General features: G+C 51.8%; 14 protein-coding genes and 1 tRNA gene. 2 read left to right on the top strand and 13 right to left on the bottom strand.

Annotated elements, in window-relative coordinates; genetic code table 11:
- Positions 1 to 162 precede the first annotated feature (162 nt).
- The 13 genes from AK95_RS08355 to AK95_RS08295 form a co-directional block, all read right to left on the bottom strand.
- Positions 163 to 2,418, bottom strand: coding sequence for an FAD-dependent oxidoreductase (locus AK95_RS08355; protein WP_071219508.1), 2,256 nt, complete (start codon positions 2,416 to 2,418; stop codon positions 163 to 165).
- 52 nt (positions 2,419 to 2,470) lie between these two features.
- Complete coding sequence (locus AK95_RS08350) at positions 2,471 to 3,298, bottom strand: carbohydrate ABC transporter permease (RefSeq protein WP_071219507.1); 828 nt, start codon at positions 3,296 to 3,298, stop codon at positions 2,471 to 2,473.
- A gap of 12 nt (positions 3,299 to 3,310) precedes the next feature.
- Complete coding sequence (locus tag AK95_RS08345; RefSeq protein WP_071219506.1) at positions 3,311 to 4,192, bottom strand: carbohydrate ABC transporter permease; 882 nt, start codon at positions 4,190 to 4,192, stop codon at positions 3,311 to 3,313.
- Positions 4,193 to 4,467: 275 nt separating this feature from the next.
- Positions 4,468 to 5,799, bottom strand: a complete 1,332-nt coding sequence (locus AK95_RS08340; protein WP_071219505.1) for an ABC transporter substrate-binding protein — start codon at positions 5,797 to 5,799, stop codon at positions 4,468 to 4,470.
- A gap of 152 nt (positions 5,800 to 5,951) precedes the next feature.
- Positions 5,952 to 6,761 (bottom strand): response regulator, encoded by an 810-nt coding sequence (locus AK95_RS08335; RefSeq protein ID WP_071219504.1) that lies wholly within the window; start codon positions 6,759 to 6,761, stop codon positions 5,952 to 5,954.
- Positions 6,762 to 6,833: 72 nt separating this feature from the next.
- Positions 6,834 to 8,618 (bottom strand): sensor histidine kinase, encoded by a 1,785-nt coding sequence (locus tag AK95_RS08330; protein ID WP_071219503.1) that lies wholly within the window; start codon positions 8,616 to 8,618, stop codon positions 6,834 to 6,836.
- Between the two features lie 201 nt (positions 8,619 to 8,819).
- Positions 8,820 to 9,800, bottom strand: coding sequence for a serine hydrolase domain-containing protein (locus AK95_RS08325; protein ID WP_071219502.1), 981 nt, complete (start codon positions 9,798 to 9,800; stop codon positions 8,820 to 8,822).
- Positions 9,801 to 11,145: 1,345 nt separating this feature from the next.
- Entirely contained in the window at positions 11,146 to 12,435 is a 1,290-nt protein-coding gene (gene eno / locus AK95_RS08320) for a phosphopyruvate hydratase (protein ID WP_071219501.1), read from the bottom strand.
- A gap of 48 nt (positions 12,436 to 12,483) precedes the next feature.
- Positions 12,484 to 14,028 (bottom strand): 2,3-bisphosphoglycerate-independent phosphoglycerate mutase, encoded by a 1,545-nt coding sequence (gpmI, locus tag AK95_RS08315; protein ID WP_071219500.1) that lies wholly within the window; start codon positions 14,026 to 14,028, stop codon positions 12,484 to 12,486.
- Positions 14,029 to 14,781 carry a triose-phosphate isomerase gene (tpiA, locus tag AK95_RS08310; protein WP_071219499.1) on the bottom strand — a complete coding sequence of 251 codons (753 nt, stop codon included), beginning with the start codon at positions 14,779 to 14,781 and terminating at the stop codon, positions 14,029 to 14,031.
- Positions 14,782 to 14,857: 76 nt separating this feature from the next.
- On the bottom strand, positions 14,858 to 16,039 hold the full coding sequence (locus AK95_RS08305) for a phosphoglycerate kinase (RefSeq protein WP_071219498.1): 1,182 nt from the start codon (positions 16,037 to 16,039) through the stop codon (positions 14,858 to 14,860).
- Between the two features lie 192 nt (positions 16,040 to 16,231).
- Positions 16,232 to 17,236, bottom strand: coding sequence for a type I glyceraldehyde-3-phosphate dehydrogenase (gene gap, locus AK95_RS08300; protein ID WP_071219497.1), 1,005 nt, complete (start codon positions 17,234 to 17,236; stop codon positions 16,232 to 16,234).
- A 100-nt stretch (positions 17,237 to 17,336) separates the two neighbouring features.
- The gene (locus AK95_RS08295; RefSeq protein WP_071219496.1) at positions 17,337 to 18,380 is read right to left on the bottom strand and encodes a sugar-binding transcriptional regulator; all 1,044 of its coding nucleotides are present in this window, start codon (positions 18,378 to 18,380) and stop codon (positions 17,337 to 17,339) included.
- A gap of 260 nt (positions 18,381 to 18,640) precedes the next feature.
- On the opposite strand from AK95_RS08295, the gene AK95_RS08290 reads away from it, so the two are divergent.
- A tRNA-Arg gene (locus tag AK95_RS08290) sits at positions 18,641 to 18,715 on the top strand.
- Positions 18,716 to 18,877: 162 nt separating this feature from the next.
- Positions 18,878 to 19,474 carry an ATP-dependent Clp endopeptidase proteolytic subunit ClpP gene (gene clpP, locus AK95_RS08285; protein WP_006207581.1) on the top strand — a complete coding sequence of 199 codons (597 nt, stop codon included), beginning with the start codon at positions 18,878 to 18,880 and terminating at the stop codon, positions 19,472 to 19,474.
- Positions 19,475 to 19,734: the final 260 nt, after the last annotated feature.

Here is a 19,734-nt window from a genome sequence, read left to right as displayed (position 1 = left end):
CTTCGCCCTACATTACCCAACTGAACAAGGCAGCCGGATGAACGGCTGCCTTTGCTTCGTTTTTGATCGACTATCGGTTCAGCAGATATACTTTAGAACCTCATTAATTCCTGTCCAGACTGGCACCTGTTGAATACATAAGCAGCTTTTAGCTTTGAAAAACTACCCGTAAGCCCTCACTTCAATAACCTCGGCATAGTCCGAGCCGTTCGTGCTCTCGACCACCAACCGGAGCGCCGTGCTCTGAATAGGCTCCTCTAAACGGTGGACTCTTTTGCGGCGGCGGTTAAACGCCTCCGAGGCAAGCGTAACCCAATTCCCTTCCGAATCCAGCGCCTCTACTCTGTAGGTACAGGCCAGCTCAGGGATGATATCGAACGGCGTACGATGATGGTGCAGATTGATCAGATCTTCATTAACGTCATCGTTGAAAATAAGATGAATCTCACGAATCGCTCGGGCCTCTTCCCATTCCAGCTTTAACCACGGCGTCTCCCCGTCTGCGATTCGCTCCGATACCCACATATGCGGACCGCCGAACGGACGTTTATAACCGTCAATGACATGCTCGGGGTGATAAGCGTTCGAACCGATCGCCGTTCGCAGGCAGAACAGCTTGCGAACCAGCCCCTTCATGCTCCACTCGACAATGGGCTGATTGTCGTCATGGTCCTCGAGCTCCTTGGAGACGCGGGCCGCCGTCCCCCGTTCGAAGGCAAGCAGCCCACTCATCGGCTTGGATGACAGATGCAGCGTCACATCCGGATTTTTGCGCACGATGATATATGCGTTTTGCGGCTCCGCCGGCTGCCAATCCAGTTGGACGGGGACCCACTGTCCCTGCCCCGGCATGATGCGGACAGAGGTGCGAAATTTCAACACGTCCGGAACGTAATTCTCCGGACGTCCCGTGCTCCAAACCTCCACCGTCATATCGGTCTCCCGCTTCGCATCGATCAGCCATTCCAGTTCCCCGCTCAGCCCCGGATCGGCCGGCATCAGCACAGCGATGTCCCGCTCCAGCGGATATGGCGCCTCCGCCTCCTCGATCGCGATCCTGGACAGGTGGGACGATGCGCTGACCTTGGCGCTTCGGGCCAGATCCAGCGGATCGTGGTTTGCAACCCCGAGCACGGAGGCATCCTGCTTCAGCAGCGTCTGCTGAAGCTCCCCGCTCCGTCTGCGGGACAGCTCGCGCGGCGTGAGGCCGTGCTGGACGCACAGCGCCGCAGCCGTGCCGGCCGCTTCGCCCAGGACGGCGCAGGTCGCCATGACCCGCGTGGTGCCGAAGGCCACGTGGGTGGCGCTGATGTTGCGCCCGGCGAACAACAGGTTGGCCACGTTCGCCGAGTACAGGCTGCGGAACGGGATATGGTAATTCCCGTCCGCATGCATATGCTTTGAGCCGCTCTCTTCGGCGTACATGCCCTGCGGCGGATGCAGATCGATCGACCAGCCTCCAAAGGCGACCCGGTCCCCGAACGGCTCTTGGGCCATAATATCGTTTTGCGTGAGCACATAGTCGCCGACAAACCGGCGGTATTCCCGCTTGCCCGGCTGGGCGCCGACCCACTCCAGCGTCATATTGGCGGCATCGAATTTGCCGGTATTTTTGATATAGTCCCATATGCCATATATGACTGACCACAGCTCATCGCGGATCCGCTCATTGTCATGCACGGTGTCCAGCTCGCCGCCCCATTCGATCCACCAGTAATGGCAGCCCGAGTCGCCGCTGCGGATGACCCGCTTGATCGGGATCGGCGTCTGCGTAATATCCTTGGCAAAGACGGGCGGCACGAATTTCACCGGGTGTCCGGCATCCTTCGTGTAGAACAGCAGCGTGCTGCCGAGTGTCACATCGTCCGCCGTCTCCGGCGCCCACTCTTCCCCGTATTCATCGCGCGCTTCCCGCCCGAGCCGGTATTTCGCTCCTGCCAGGAATCCGACCAGCCCGTCCCCCGTGCAATCCAGGAACACGGGACTCTCAAACCGGATGCGCCGCTCCGAGCCCATCATCCAACCGGTAACCGATCGGATCTGCCGCGCGTCAGAATCTCCGTCCGCTTCTACCTCATGCACGTCCGTATTTAAGAACAGGGTGATGTTCGGCTCGGCCCGCACGGTCCCCAGCACGATCAAATCCCATAGATACGGGTTGCCGTCCGGATTCCGGTACTGGTTCTCCACGAACATCTCGCCCATAATGCCGGTTTCCCGGGCATAGCGGTTGATCCCGTGGGCCGTCGCGCCGCATACCCATACGCGCACCTCGCTGCTGGAGTTGCCGCCCAGAACCGGGCGGTTCTGCACGAGCGCTACCTTTTGTCCGAGCCTCGCGGCCGCCACCGCCGCGCATACCCCTGCCAAACCGCCGCCAATCACCGTTATGTCGCTTACTTCCGTTTCGTTTCTCATGCTCTTTCTCCTTTCATTTTCGTCCAGCTCATCTGTGGACATGGATTATGGGCTATCCTTTAACGGCCGAGCTTGCCACGCCCTGAATGATATATTTCTGACCGATCAGGAACACGAGAATCATCGGAATAATGCCTGCGGTCGCCGCCGCCATCATGCCGTTATAATCCACGGTATTTTCCAGAATGAAATTTTGCAGCCCCAGCGGAACGGTATACAGATCCTGATCGATCAAAAACACCAAGGCATTCTCGTAGTCGTTCCAGTGCCAAGAGAAATCGATAATGGCCAGCGTGGCTAGCGAAGGCTTCGCCATTGGCAGAATGATCCGCGAAAAAATGCGGAAATGGCCCGCTCCGTCGATAAAGGCAGCCTCCGAAATTTCATACGGTACGGAGAGAAAAAACTGCCGCATCATGAACACCCCGAAAATCGTGAATACGCCCGGCAGTATAAGAGCCCAATGTGTATTGTAAATACCGACCCAGTCAAACATGATGAACTTCGGCACAAACAGAACCTGGGGAGGGACCATCATCATCGACAGATAGATCATGAACATGGCATTCCGCCCCTTGAACTCGATCCGGGCAAAACCGTAAGCGGCTAAAGCGGACAGCAATACAGCACCGACAGTGCTGACCAAGGCAACTTTAAGCGAGTTGAGATAATAGTGGCCGAAGCTGTTCACGCCGGTCCACACTTTCACATGATGTTCCCATATGAATTGGGCAGGAATCCACTTAATCGGGTATTGGAACACTTCCGCCGGCATCTTGAACGAGGTACTAATCATCCAGAGGAAGGGAACGATCATAACCACGCTGAAGAACAGCATAATAAGCGTGATGATTATTTTAGTATATAAGGCTTTGGTCATTTTCCTTCCTCCTTAATAGTGAACCCAGCGCTTCTGACCGATCCATTGAATGACAGTGAAGATCATAATGATGAAGAACAGCGCCCAGGAGATCGCGGATGCATAACCCATTTCGTAGTAGCGGAAAGCGTTCTGATAAATGAACAGGGACAACACGGTGGTGCTGTTGCCTGGGCCTCCCTGCGTAATGGCTTGAATGATCCCGAACTGCTTGATGGTCATAATGAGTCCGGTAATAAGCAGCAGGAAGGTCGTGGGGCTGACGAGCGGCCACAGGATGCTGCGAACCGTTTGCCAGGCGCGGGCCCCGTCGATTTTGGCAGCCTCCAGCAGTTCCGTTGAGACCTCTTGCAGCGCGGCCAGGTAGATGATCATGTTATAGCCGAGCATAAACCAGATCCAGATGATGTCGATGGCATACATGGAGGAATCCATGGTGGACAGCCATCCCGGGGGATTGGTTATGCCGAACGACTTGAGGATTCCGTTGATCGGGCCGTTATTCGGATGGAACAGCAGCATCCATACGAAGGCGACGGCGACGCCACTGGTGATGTAAGGCATGAAATATAAGGCGCGGAGCAGCTTTTTTAAATACACCGAGCGGTTCAGAACCACGGCGACGATGAAAGCCAGTCCGATCGATACAGGCACGGATAACAGAAAGAACAGCGTATTTTTGATCGAAATATAGAAAACCTCGTCGCCCAGCATTTTTTGAATATTGGCCAGACCCACGAACTTCGTGTCCGAGCTCATAAATTTGTAGTCCGTAAACATGAGATAGAACGAATACAAGGCTGGCACAATAAAAAACAGCATCACGCCGACCATGTTCGGACCGATAAACAGATAGCCGAGATACTGTTGCCGTTTCATCCAGGATGTTTTCACATAGCCCCACTCCTCTTGGTCTTTTTCATCTCAAGCATAGCAGTCGGGACCAAGCGGGGATAAGGAACAAAACCTTCGACTTTATGCTACAGAAGTATGCAATTGCAGGGTTGTGAATTTCAGCGTCTCCGTAGATTTGTTCTATGGCCGACGAGAAAAAAGGCGGCAATCAACTCCCCATCCCGGATCATGCCGAGATAGGCAGTGTCGAAGCCGATCAAAAAGGGGACTCGCCGCCGAAGCGATAGTCCCCTTCTATTGGTGCCGACAGCCCCTTATTTGCCATCTTTTAAAAACGTATTATGCCGGTTCACCATGGCCTCCAGCGTTTGATCGAGCGATTGGGCGTCAAGGAAATACTTCTCATACTCCTGGGCGCGCATATCCATCACCTCTTGCGGCAAGCTTCTTACGTACGTAGGCGTTTTGTCTTCGAACATGACGTGCATCAGGGAATCCAGGTCATACGTGTCTTTCTTATCACCGAGCAGGTTCTTTAACGCCTCATCCTGATCGGCGTCCTTCGAAGCCGGCAATCTTCCGCCCGCAGCCATAGGAGCCATGCCTCCGTCCGCATACCACTTCAGGAATTCCCAAGCTTCCGCTTGTTTTTTGGATTTGGCATTAATGGAGATGTAATCCCCAAGGCCGCCCCTTGTTACATAGCTGTCCGCACTATCCGTTAGTCTCGGCACCTGGGCGAACGCGATGGTGAAGTCGCGGGGAAAATCGGTAAAGTTATTCGAGCTTCGCAGCAGCCAAGCTCCGATATTCAGCATGGGCACTTCCCCGCTAAGGAACACTTGCTCCACCGGCATTTTGGAAGTCAGCTGCTCTCCGAGCGGCGGCGTGGTCTTGTCTTCCTTCATCATGACATTCAGGGTTTCCAGCCATTTTTTGACCAGCGGGTGGTCCAGATTCGAAGTTCCATCCGCCTTCGTGTATCCCTCTTGCGATAACACCGAATCAATCGGATCGACGAACGGCTCCATATTTTGAATAAACCCGTAGTTATTGCCGACTTTGAGCTTCTTGGCATATTCGCGCAGCTCATCCCACGTCCAGTCCTTCGGAACGGGCAGGCCCGCTGCATCAAGGGCATCCTTGTTCAGCGCGACGAAGAAGGCGCTTTTCGTGGTCGGCATTCCGTAATACTTCCCGTTGATTTTCCAGCCTTCGGCGTCAGGACCCATCTTCTCGTCGATATTGTAATCATCGAATTGGCTTAGATCCAGGGCTAAGTTGGATTCCACCCGTTTGGACGTTTGGGAAAGCGTGTAGTTCACGAACAGGTCGACATCCTGACCGGTAATCATCGCCGTATCAAGCTTCAGGTTCCCGTCATCGTCATTGACGTAGCGGACATACTCGACTTGAATATCAGGATGCTCGGCGTTCCACGCATCAATGACCTCTTGCGGTCCCGCCTCTGGCGGCACACCGCCCCACATGGTTAGTTTGACCGGCTCGCCGGATGAAGGCGCTTTCGAATTATCCGTTCCTTGTCCCTCAGTTACTGATGAGGCTGCTTTGCCGCCGCAGCCCGCAAGAAGACCTAGAAGCAATATGCCGATGAGAAGCATCGTCCATCCTTTTTTATTTCTCACATTAGAGACCTCCCCGAGAATTATATTGGTGTGATGCCCTCTCATCGTAGCAGGAAACGGGAGCCGCTTTTAAGCTACATATCCATTCAGATGATGGAACAAAACGATGGAATTCCTGATTCGGCGAATCCTATGTCCTGCATCGAATCGTTCTATTTGAGGTCTTTGCTGTGTTGTCTGTATTTACTCGGGGTGAAGCCGGTCAACCGTTTGAAGATTTTAATAAAATAATTGTCGTTCACGAACCCCACCCGGAGGCCGATCTCGTGAACAGGGAGGTTGGTTTGAAGCAAATACGCGATGGCTTTATCCACCCGGACCTGGTGCAAATAATGAATCAAGGTGCGTCCGGTCTTTTTCTTGAAGAGCGCACTGACGTAATTCTCGCCCATCATCACGTAGCCCGACATCGATTTAACCGTAATGTCCTGCTCGTAGTGCTCATGGATGTACTGCAATATTTTCTGTACCTCCGGGTGCGACGTGATTTCCCCCGGGGAGGCATGATGCGCCGGCTGCGACGGCATCGTCTCCGTGGACGCGACCTGCGAAACAGGTTGGCTCGGGCTCGGATGCGGGTTATTCTTCATCAGCTCAGCATTCATTTTGTGCAGCGTTTCCCGCAGCGTATTCACGCTCATCGACAGCTTCAGGATATAGTTGGATGCCCCGTATTCCATCGCTTGCCGGACATACTCGAATTCACTCATGCAGGTCAGCATCACGAACTTCGAGGCATACCCTTCTTCCCGTGTTCTGCGGAGGAGCTCCACGCCGTCCATCTCCGGCATTACGATATCGGTCAGCACAAGATCGGGCGGATTGCTCCGGATCATCTCCAGCGCCTCGGCGCCGTTTCCTGCCTCTCCTGCCACCTTGAACCCAAGCTCCTCCCACGCGATGATCTCCCGCACGGACTCTCGCACAAACACCTCATCCTCCACCAGCAGCACCTTCCACATAGGTCTCCCCTCCTCGAAGCTTTTTAAATCCGGTTCAAAGCCTACACAGGCCCGAGACGAATCATCTTCCCGTTATGATGAAATCAAGTGATCGTTCTGATAAGGCGTAGAGATTAACAGCGGGATCGAAAATCGAATCCGCGTTCCCCGCTCCGAAGAAATAATCTCCATGCTGCCCTCTTCTTTAAACAGCAGCCGCAGCAGCTCTTGTACATTGCTGAGACCGATGCCCGGACGTTTACGCATCCCGCCCACCTGTCGGGACTGCTCCATGCCGACGCCATTGTCCTTGATTTCCACCGCCAATCGGTTCGGCCCTTCCCGGGTAACCGTAATTTCAATGAGCCCTTCCTGCTCCGGCAGAGGCGCGATTCCGTGTATGATGGCATTCTCCACGAGCGGCTGCAGACTGAGCTTGGGCACAAGCGCATAGAGGATGTCCTCATCACACGCAAAGGTCACGTCAAAACGGTGATTGTAACGCACCTGCTGAATATGGACGTAGGCCTGCACTAGCTCGATTTCATCCTTCAGATGCACCAGATCCTTCTCCGTATTCAGGCTTGCCTCCAGCAGCTTGCCGAGAGACAGGGTGATATTGGTGATATCCTCATTCCCGTGGCGAATGGCACTCCACTTGACCGTATTTAGCGTGTTGAGCAGAAAATGCGGATTCATCTGAGCCAGCAGCATATGAAAATGCACCGCTTCCTTCTGCCTTTCCTCGGCCTTCAATCGCTGAATCAGCACATCCATGTCGTTGAGCATGGAATTGAACGTCTGCGTCAGCTCCAGAATCTCGCCTCGAAACTTGTGCTCCGGCAGCCGGATTTTCAGATTGTTTCGGACAACCGCCTTCATCTTATTCTGCAAATGGGATAGGGGCCGGGTAATCGTGGCGGCAATAATGAAGGTCATGATGAGAAACGCCCCGGTCAGCAGGAAAAAGGTCATAAAATATTGGCGCTTCAGCTCCTCGATCTCGTTAAAGAGCACCGTCAGTGGAATCCGGTTCACGATATACCAATCCAGAGATTCCACGTAAATGTAATTCACCAGGGTATTGGAGGCTTTGTCGATAAAATACTTCTGCCTGGGCTCGGCCGCAATCCTGGCTTTTACCTCGCCGGTCAGACTGCTGTTCAAGATCGATTGGGATACGTTCTCGCCAGCGCTCGTAATCAAGAAATATTCCTGCCGCAGCGTCGACTGCTTCAATACCGATTGAAACCAGAAGGAGTAATCGATGCTGATCCGGGCCATGCCGTACGGCTTGTTGCGGGGAGTTTCCATGTATGCGTACAGTGACAGCAGGTAAGGACTCGTCGAGATATCCCGCAGCACGTAGTTCGAATCGCTCGAAACCCAATGATACGACACGCCCTCCATCTGTTCCCGATCAAAGCCAGGGTTGTCCCGCAGCTTTCTGTAATCGAGGGCCTCCCTGGGAGAATATGAGGTGTAAGCGTTACCATGAAAATCGAGAATCGTGAAGTAGACCGACGGATTGTACAGGAAAAAGCTGTTGTTCAAATTTTTGAACTTTTCCTCCATCAGGTTTTTGTTCTCGAGTCCCTGCCGCTGCCCGGGATGGGTCAGCACGGAGGCCACCGTTGAATCCTGCTCCAGAAATATCAGCGTTTTGAAGGCTACGCTCAACTGATCCTCCAGCGTTCGGTACATTTGCTCCAGCTGGCTGTGGCTCTGCTGGCTGATTTTCTCCTGGACCAAGGTCTCGATCCGCTGATAGTTGTACAAATTCAAAATGCCGAAAGGCAGCAGGATGACCAAAACGAACGCGGCAAACAGACGGTATTTCAGCTTGTGTGGAAACAGGGATCGTATTCGGTTCAGCACCCTCCCGCACTCTCCTTTTCGCTCGCTTGTTCTTCAATTATATCAGCACCGGTTCGCTTGAGAATGGCAATGCCTGAAATTGCATGGATATGTGCGGTCGTTGGTGGGGGAAGGCGCAGTGGATGTGTAGATTTGTTCTATTTTTATCAGACAAAAAAAGACCAAACTCTCCGTAAGAGAGCTTGGTCCTCATCTACTGCATCAACCCATTTCGTGCTCAAGCGCGTTAACGATCACGCCCGCTAACATCGAGGTCAGCATCGTCGACACATTGCTTAACACGAAAACCGCGGTTCCCTGATCCAGCAGCTTCAGATAGGAAGCCGTATAACCATTAATCCCGCCATGATGGAAGGCCATGGGCCGGTTGGCTCCGGTTCTCGCCCTATTCCAGCCGTAGCGGTACGGCTGCTGTCCATCCCAAGCGAATAGCTTGGCCAACGTATCGCCCGACAACAGCCTTCCCTCATCCAGCGCGGAGTTCAGCAAATGCAGATCTGGAGCAGTAGAGACGATACCCCCGGCCGAATAAGCATTGGACATGTCGATGTACGAAGCATTGCGCAGCTCTCCCTCGGCCGTCATCTCGTAACCGCTCGCCCGGTTGCGCAGGGTCAAGTTTGATTCCAAAACGGAATCCTTCATGCCCGCAGGGCCAAAAATCTCCTGTTCCAGAAATTCCGCGTACGTTAATCCGGTAACGGTTTCGATGATTTTGCCCAACAGAATGTAACCGGAGTTCGAATAACTGAAGTTCGCCGGCCGCCCGGACTCCATGGGAAGAGAGCGAATCCATGCCACAAGTTCGTCGACGGAACGTCTTTGAAGAGATTGGATGGTGAAATCCGGCTGCATCGTGATATTCCCGATACCGGAGGTATGGTTCAGCAAGTGGGTAAGCGTTATGCCTCCTGCTCGTTTGAAGTCAGGGATATATTCAACCAGGTGATCATCAAGATGGATCTGCCCCGCTTCAACCAGCTTCAGAATGCCCAGGGCCGTAATGGATTTGGTGACAGAACCGATGCGGAACCTGGTATCTATAGCATTCGGAATATACCACCGGTTTGCCAGACCGAAGGCTTCCTGATAGAGGATTTCGCCTTGGTGCGAAACCAGGACGGCTCCATGAAATGACTCTTGATTTTGGTTTAGATAAGAATGAATAATTGATTTTAACATGCTCTTCAGGCACTCCTTTATTTATGCAAAATAGAGTTGTGTTAAGTACCTGAAGTAAGATCTAAGGGCAAAACGAACAACCTCCTAGCAACTTATGTTGATCTTGCAAGGGAGATTCCCCCTGCTTATAACAGTATAACAAGGTTCGGGGGCTGATACTACTTGCTTAAAAGCCTGTGCGTCACCCAACCACTCCCGATCAGGCGTGCAGCAAATCGCTCTCCCCTACCCACACCCCAAAGTCCAGCTCATGCGACCTAATATGAGTTGGGCTTTCTTTGCGCTCCTGCGAGATGCCCACAAGAGGCTGCACACCTCCCCTGCTCAGGTGCGTATATCGGTGGAGGAGCAACGCGTTCGCCTTTAAAATCGGGAAGCTTCCTCAGCCTACTCCATCCAGCTTCCCGATTTTAACAGTGACCGGAGCCGATTTACGCACCATCCCACAGCACGATAACAGAGTGTGCAGCCACGTTCTTTCCCCCCTCCCACGCTCAAAAGCCCGGCTCATGTGACTTTCACAGAGCTGGGCTTTCTTCTTTGCGCTCCTATGAAATGCTCGCAAGAGGCTGCACACCTACTCCCCTGCCCAGGTGCGTATATCGGTGGAGGAGCAACGCGTTCGCCTTTAAAATCGGGAAGCTTCTTCTGCTTATTTCATTCCAGCTTCCCGATTTTAACAGCGACCGGAGCCGATTTACGCACCATCCCACAGCACGATAACAGAGTGTGCAGCCCTTCGCTCTTTCCCCCTCCCACGCTCAAAAGCCCGGCTCAGTGACTTTCACAGAGCTGGGCTTTCTTCTTTGCGCTCCTATGAAATGCCCACAAGAGGCTGCACACCTCCCCTGCCCATGTGCGTATATCGGTGGAGGAGCAACGCGTTCGCCTTTAAAATCGGGAAGCTTCTTCTGCTTATTTCATTCCAGCTTCCCGATTTTAACAGCGACCGGAGCCGATTTACGCACCATCCCACAGCACGATAACAGAGTGTGCAGCCCTTCGCTCTTTCCCCCTCCCACGCTCAAAAGCCCGGCTCATACGACTTTCACAGAGCTAGGCTTTCTTCTTTGCGCTCCTATGAGATGCCCACAAGAGGCTGCACACCTCCCCTGCCCAGGTGCGTATATCGGTGGAGGAGCAACGCGTTCGCCTTTAAAATCGGGAAGCTTCCTCAGCTTATTCCATTCCAGCTTCCCGATTTTAACAGCGACCGGAGACGATATACGTACCGCCCCTCGACATGATAACAAAGTGTGCAGCCCCACAACCCTGCATCCCCTCAAATTAATGCAAAAAAGCCCAGCTCCCTCAAAAGCAGGAGCCGGGCTTTCTCTTATTTCAATTATTTGCGCTTCAAGTTGTAGAACGACTTCAAGCCGTTGTATTGAGCAAGCTCGCCCAATTGGTCTTCGATGCGAAGCAATTGGTTGTATTTCGCCACACGGTCCGTACGGGAAGGAGCACCCGTTTTGATCTGACCTGCGTTAGTAGCCACCGCGATATCAGCGATGGTGCTGTCCTCGGACTCACCGGAACGGTGGGAGATAACAGCCGTATATCCTGCGCGTTTTGCCATTTCGATCGCATCGAACGTTTCAGTCAATGTACCGATTTGGTTTACTTTGATCAGGATGGAGTTACCGATGCCTTCGTTGATACCTTTTTCCAGACGCTCGGTGTTGGTAACGAACAGGTCGTCACCCACGAGTTGAATTTTGTTACCCAATTTCTCGGTGAGCAATTTCCAACCTTCCCAATCGTCCTCGGAGCATCCGTCTTCGATGGTTACGATTGGGTATTTGTCTACCCAAGAAGCGAGCAAGTCCACGAATTCTGCCGGCGTGAAGGATTTGCCTTCGCCTTCCAGAACATACTTGCCATCTTTGAAGAACTCGGTGGAAGCAACGTCCATACCCAGTAATACATCTTCACCTGGCTTGTAGCCGGCTTTTTCGATCGCTTCGATGATGGAAGACAGTGCATCTTCGTTAGACGTGAAGTTAGGAGCGAAGCCGCCCTCGTCACCAACCGCTGTGTTCAGGCCTTTGCCCTTCAGAACGGATTTCAGGTTGTGGAAGATTTCCGCGCCCATGCGAAGCGCTTCTTTGAAGCTAGGTGCGCCAACAGGCAATACCATGAATTCTTGAACGTCAACGTTGTTGTCCGCGTGAGCGCCACCGTTAACGATGTTCATCATAGGTACTGGAAGTTGTTTTGCGTTGAATCCGCCAAGGTAAACATACAGTGGAAGATCCAATGCATCAGCAGCAGCGCGAGCTACAGCCATGGATACGGCCAGAATTGCGTTCGCACCCAATTTGCCTTTGTTCGGCGTACCGTCCAAAGCGATCATCAGTTTGTCGATGCCAAGCTGGTCCAGAGCGTCCATGCCAATCACTTCAGGCGCGATGATTTCGTTCACGTTCTCAACGGCTTTCAGAACGCCTTTGCCCAGGTAACGGGATTTGTCGTCGTCGCGGAGCTCAACGGCTTCGTGAACGCCAGTGGAAGCACCGGATGGAACGATCGCGCGACCGATTGCACCGGATTCCAGGTATACTTCAACCTCTACGGTTGGATTGCCACGGGAGTCAAGGACTTCGCGTGCATATACATCAGAAATAATAGTCATGTGTATAGTCTCCTTTTAATGTTATGTTTATGTTCCATTATGAACCACTTATTTACGTGCTGCAATCATGGAAGTTCCCGTCATTTCATCCGGCTTAGGCAGACCCATCAGGTCGAGAATCGTTGGCGCGATGTCGGCAAGAATACCGCCTTCACGCAGCGTTACATTCTCATCCGTTACGATGAACGGAACCGGGTTTGTAGTATGTGCGGTGAATGGACGTCCATTCTCGTCAAATACCATGTCCGCGTTCCCGTGGTCAGCGGTAATCAGAACTACCCCGCCTTTTGCCAAAACAGCCTCAACAACCTTGCCAACACACTCATCCGTAGTCTCAACGGCTTTAATCGTCGGCTCCAGCATACCGGAATGACCTACCATGTCCGGGTTGGCGAAGTTCAAGATGATCGCATCATGCTTATCCGCTTCGATTTCTCTCACGCAAGCATCCGCCACTTCATAAGCGCTCATCTCCGGTTTCAGATCGTAGGTCGCCACTTTCGGCGAGTTGATCAGTACGCGCGTTTCACCAGGAAGCTCAACATCGCGTCCACCGCTGAAGAAGAATGTCACGTGCGGGTACTTTTCGGTTTCCGCAATCCGAAGCTGTTTCTTGTTGTGCTGAACCAGCACTTCGCCGAGCGTGTTATCGAGATTCTTCGGTTTGTAGGCAACAAAGCCTTCCACCGTCTCGCTGAACAGCGTCAAGCATACAAAATGCAGGTTTTGCGGGAACTTCGGTCCTCGTTCAAAACCACGGAAATCATTATTCGTAAACACCTGGGACAGCTGAATCGCACGGTCAGGGCGGTAGTTCAGGAAGATAACGGAATCTCCGCTCTCCACCAGACTAACCGGCTCGCCTTCACCATTCACAATCACGGTCGGTTCTACGAATTCATCGTAAACCGATTTCTCGTAAGATTCGATGATGGCTTTCAGCGGATCCGTATATTTCGGTCCTTCGCCATACACCATGGCACGGTAAGCCTTCTCGACACGATCCCAACGCTTGTCGCGGTCCATCGCATAATAACGACCGGAAAGCGTAGCGATTTGGCCAACGCCTACTTCTTCGATCTTCGCAATCAGATCCTTAACGAACTGCTTGCCGCTGTCCGGTGCCACGTCGCGTCCATCCATGAAGCCATGGATGTATACGTCATGAAAATCTTCCTTCTTGCAAAGATCCAGCATGGCAAACATATGCTCAATATGACTGTGAACGCCGCCGTCGGATACCAGCCCGTACAGATGCAGCTTCTTGTTGTTGTTCTTAGCAGCGCGAACGGCTTCCACCAGCGTTTCGTTCTCGAAGAATTCTCCTTCACGAATCGACTTCGTGATGCGGGTCAAGTCCTGATACACGATCCGGCCTGCGCCGATGTTCAAGTGACCCACTTCGGAGTTCCCCATTTGACCTTCCGGCAAGCCTACGGCTTCACCGCAAGCAGTCAATGTGGTGTTCGGGTATTGCTTCAAATACCGGTCGTAGTTAGGCTTGTTCGCTTGAGCGACCGCATTGCCCACCTCGGTGTTGCGAAGCCCGAAACCGTCCATGATAATCAGAGCTACGGGTTTTGGAGCAGACATTTACTTCGCCCCCTCAACGAGTGCGATGTAGGAAGCCGGTTGTAGACTTGCACCACCAACGAGCGCGCCGTCGATGTCGCTTTGTCCCATATACTCCGCTACATTTTCAGGCTTCACGCTGCCGCCGTATTGAATGCGAACTTGCTCTGCAACGGTTTCGCCGTAAAGGCCTTTAACGAGTTCACGAATATAAGCGATAACTTCGTTCGCATCCTCTGCCGTAGAGGATTTGCCCGTTCCGATCGCCCAGATTGGCTCGTATGCAATAACGACATGAACCGCTTGATCAGCAGGAACACCTGCGAACGCTGCTTCCGTTTGTACTTTGCACACGTCTTTGGTTTGGCCGGCTTCGCGTTCTTCCAGCTTCTCGCCGACGCATACGATCGGAAGAAGACCATGACGGAATGCCGCATGTACCTTCTTGTTCACGATCTCATCGGTTTCAGCAAAATACTGACGGCGCTCGGAGTGTCCAATAATGACATAGTCCACACCCAGATCCTTCAGCATCAAACCGCTAATTTCGCCCGTAAAAGCGCCATTGTCTTCAAAATGAAGATTTTGTGCACCGATTTTGATGTTCGTGCCCTTGACCGCTTCAACCAATGCAGGAAGGTTGGTAAATGGCGCGCAAATCACGCTTTCCACGCCTTCTACTTCCGCTTTGCCTTTCACATCTTCAATAAATGAAGCTGCTTCCGGAACGGTTTTGAACATTTTCCAGTTACCAGCTATGATAGGTGTTCTCACACGATTCACTCCTTTATTCCCCCGAGGAATCGGGGTCCAAACTTCATCCACTCGCTATCCAATATAGTGCCTATTTCTATTTGTCTTTCAGTGCCACAACACCAGGAAGTGCTTTGCCTTCCATGAACTCAAGAGATGCACCGCCGCCTGTCGAGATGTGGTTCATCTTGTCGGCAAGACCGAATTTCTCTGCAGCTGCAGCCGAGTCGCCGCCGCCGATAATCGTGTAAGCTTCCGTATCCGCACAAGCTTGTGCCACTTCACGAGTACCGTTGCTGAACGGAGCGATTTCGAATACGCCCATAGGACCGTTCCACACGACAAGCTTGGAGTTCTTGATCACTTCTGCATACTTGGCGCGAGTCTTAGGTCCGATGTCAACGCCTTCCCAATCGGCAGGAATGCCGTCGATATCAACGACCTTGGTATTCGCGTCTGCGCTGAACTCGTCCGTAACGACGATATCTTCCGGCAGGTAGAAGTTTTTGCCCAGCTCTTTAGCTTTCTCGATGAAACCGAGTGCAACATCAAGCTTCTCTTTATCAAGCAGAGATTGGCCGATTTCATGGCCTTGAGCTTTGAAGAACGTGTAAGCAAGTCCACCGCCGATGATGACATTGTCAGCAAGCGTAAGCAGGTTGTCGATCACGTCGATTTTGTCCTTAACCTTCGATCCACCGATGATGGCGGTAAAAGGACGGTCCGGATTCGAAAGGGCTTTGCCAAGAACGGACAGCTCTTTCTCCATCAACAATCCCGATACAGCCGGAAGATGATGAGCGATACCTTCTGTCGAAGCGTGCGCACGGTGAGCAGCACCAAACGCGTCATTCACGAACAGATCGGCCAGTTCGGCGAATTGCTTCGCAAGTTCCGGATCGTTCTTCTCTTCACCAGCGTAAAAACGAACATTTTCAAGCACGAGCACATCGCCGTTTTGCAGCTTCTCGACTTGAGCTTTAACGGCTTCTCCTACTGCTTCATCCGCTTTGGCTACCGGTTTGCCGAGCAGCTCGGACAGACGCTGACTTGCAGGAGTCAGGCGCAAAGATTCAACGACCTCTCCTTTTGGACGACCCATGTGGCTGGCCAGGATGACTTTCGCTCCTTGCTCTATCAGATATTTAATGGTCGGCAAAGTCTCGCGAATACGAGTGTCGTCTGTAATTTTACCATCTTCGAGCGGTACATTGAAATCGACGCGGACAAACACCCGTTTGCCGCTTACTTCTACATCACGTACACTTTTCTTGTTCATCTCCACGTTCCTCCTAAGAAAACTATTCTCCTCACCGACAGCATGCAGTTGCTCTCGTTTCTCTCTATCGCTAACCAGCGCCCGGATCTTGTCTATTCTTCCCAGTGCTCTGGCATGAAAACAAGGAAAAACCATGAACCAAAGAGGAGACCCGTGAAACGGAACTCCTCTTCGATTGTATGGCTAGATCAATTACAGACCTTTGCTTGCGATGTAAGCAGCGAGGTCAACGACACGGTTGGAGTAGCCCCACTCGTTGTCATACCAAGAAACAACTTTCACCATGTTGTCGCCAACTACCATAGTGGAGAGCGAATCGATAGTGGAAGAAGCTGGGTCGCCATTGTAGTCGCTGGATACAAGCGGCTCTTCGGAGTAGTTCAAGATGCCTTTCAGCGGGCCTTCAGCAGCTGCTTTCAGAGCTCCGTTAACATCTTCAAGGGTTACATTTTGGGACAGCTCAACTACGAGGTCCGTTACGGAAACGTTCTTCGTAGGTACACGCATTGCCATACCGTTCAATTTGCCTTTCAATTGTGGCAGAACAAGGCTAACCGCTTTAGCAGCACCAGTTGTGGATGGAATGATGTTTTCAGCAGCTGCACGAGCACGACGCAGGTCTTTGTGCGGAAGATCAAGCACTTGCTGGTCATTCGTGTAGGAGTGAACCGTAGTCATCATACCCTTAACGATACCGAATTTCTCGTCAAGAACTTTAGCGAAAGGAGCCAAGCAGTTTGTTGTACAAGAAGCGTTGGAGATTACAGTATGGTTAGCTGCATCGTATTTGTCTTCGTTAACGCCCATAACGATGGTGATATCTTCGTCAGTTGCTGGAGCGGAGATGATAACTTTCTTAGCGCCGCCTTTCAAGTGAGCGGAAGCTTTGTCTTTCGCTGTGAAAATACCAGTGGATTCTACAACGATTTCAACGCCGTGCTCAGCCCAAGGCAATGCTTCAGGGTTACGCTCAGCGAATACTTTCACTTCACGGCCGTTTACAACGAGTGCGCCTTCTTTAGCTTCAACCGTTGCATTAAGTCTTCCGTGAGTTGTGTCATATTTCAAAAGGTGTGCCAGCGTGCTTACGTCCGTCAAATCGTTGATTGCCACGATTTCAACTTCGCTGTTGTTCAGCGCAGCGCGGAACACGTTACGTCCAATACGTCCAAAACCGTTAATACCTACTTTAACCATGAGTAGTTCCCTCCATATTTGTAAAATTTATATATTCAAGATTGGCCGTTAAGCCAATCAAGACAACAATAAGGAAAAATCAGTGTGCACGCCCGTGGGTTCAAATCCCGGCGTCAATCTCCTTCTCGACTTCCAGTGCCGCGGCTTCATCGGTAACGAGAATATCCTCATGTCCGAATTTCAACACCGCGTGAATCGCCTTACCCTTGCCTTGACCCCCAGCAATGCCGATGATCGTCTCTGTCCGCATAATATCCTCAAGCCGCAGCCCGAGAGTAAGCATTTTGTGGACAACTTCACCATCTTCACTGAAGTAGTAGCCGAAGGATTCCGCAATCGCGCCATCTGCCTGCAAGTTCTGAATAGAGTTTTCATCCAGCTTGCGTCTTCTTGCCATCTCCATGGCATCTCCGATGCCGTGAATAATGACTCGGCAGCGCCTGATCACATCCACGATCTCCTGGATATGCTGATCCTGCACCAGAGACTGATAGGCATCCTCGCTTAGCAGATCCGGTACGTGAAGCAATCGGTACTCAGCTCCAACGCGCTTTGCCATCTTGGAAGCAATGGTGTTCGCTTGAATCTCCACGCTCTCCCCAAGACCGCCCCGCGCTGGCACAAACCAAGTGCTTGTCAGCGGTTCGCCGCCTGGCAAAGAGGACATCTGTTCGGCCACTTCGGCGAGCGTGGAGCCGCCGGTTACGGCAATCGTATCTCCATCTTGGACAAAACTTAGCAGCGTTCTTGCTCCGGCCCGGCCAAGCTCACGTTTGACTTCCGGAGATGACTCGCTGTCACCGGGAATAATGACCACTTTACGAAGCCCGTAAGCCTGACGAATCTTCTCTTCCAGTTCAACCAGTCCGAATAACTCATTCATGACCGGCTCCAGCTCCTCCAGCAAGCATATCCCTGAGCTGCTGATGCGCATGCCAAGCGTTTCAATCTCGATCAGCCCTTGCGCTTTCAGAAGATCAGTCTCTGCTCTGAGAACACGCTCGGTCATCGAGAGTGATGAAGCCAATGTTCTTCGGCCAACAATTCCGGACAACTTGATCTGATGAAGGATGGTATACCTTCGTTTAAGAGTGTCCATCAGATCCGGCAGAAGCTGCTCTTGTATTTCTAATAGGTTACGCATGCATTCCACTCCTGCAAACTTCGTCTCGGCTCTTCTCTAGCTGGTCGTAAAATGTCCCAGTTGAACTTTTTAAGTCCCACCTTTATTCTAACCAATAATTATGCCGGTTGCAAGTGTCCGAAAGTATATTTCTCTGCCCCGGGCATTCTTATACATTATGGCCAAGTACTGGCTCGTCTATATAATAGGAACAAAGTTTTGTCTGCTATTGTATTTTTTAAATAGATGCGGTATAATCAACTTCGTTGCTAATTTTTTTTGCGCCCGTGGTCCAATGGATATGACGTAGGCCTCCGGAGCCTGAGATCGAGGTTCGATTCCTCGCGGGCGCGCCATTATAACTTTTATTCTCTATACTGATTACCCTAAAGCGCCCATGACGGCTCTTTTTTTTACCCAATAGTTTGACTATCTTTGACTTTTTGATTTAAATTGTTTATCATGTGGGTAATACGGTAACAGTATTTATATGAGGTACTTAAGAGGAGGTTTTCCACGTGAGTTTTATACCTATGGTCGTTGAACAAAGCAACCGCGGTGAGCGGGCGTACGACATCTATTCCAGATTGCTGAAAGACCGCATTATCTTCCTCGGCTCCGACGTAAATGACGTGGTCGCCAATTCCATCATTGCCCAAATGCTGTTCTTGTCGGCTGAGGATCCTGAGAAGGATATTCATCTTTACATCAACAGCCCTGGCGGTTCCATTACCGCAGGTATGGCGATATTCGATACGATGCAGTTCATTAAGCCGGACGTTTCGACGATCTGTGTCGGCATGGCTGCTTCCATGGGCGCATTCCTGCTCAACGCAGGCGCTAAAGGCAAACGTTACGGTCTGCCTAACAGCGAGATTATGATTCACCAGCCGCTCGGCGGCGCACAAGGTCAAGCCACGGATATTGAGATCCGTGCTCGCCGCATCCTCAAAATGCGCGACAAGCTGAACCGCATCCTGTCCGATCGCACTGGCCAACCGCTGGAGCGCATTGAGAAGGATACCGATCGCGACTACTTCATGACGGCTGACGAAGCCAAAGAATACGGTCTGATTGATCAAGTATTAGAGAATACACCACCGCAAGGCTTATAAAAGAAATGAAGTAAAGGGCAGGCGCCGTTATCCGGTGCCTGCCCTTTCTTATCCTCTGGATCATTGAAAACTTCGAGTACTGAATAGTGAGAGTATCCCCTCCGGTCGCTGTTGAAATCGGGAAACTTGAATGAATGGATAGGGAGGTTTCCCGATTTCAAAGGCGAACGCGTTGCTCCTCCAAGGATACTCTCACTTTGGTACGACCTTACCTATAAAAACTTAAAGACTAGCTCAAGACCATCCCCCTCCTAAAAGGC

This window comes from Paenibacillus sp. LC231 (assembly GCF_001860525.1).
In the GTDB taxonomy this organism is placed as follows: Bacteria; Bacillota; Bacilli; order Paenibacillales; family Paenibacillaceae; genus Paenibacillus_AQ.
This window is presented reverse-complemented; position numbering and strand designations above follow the sequence as displayed.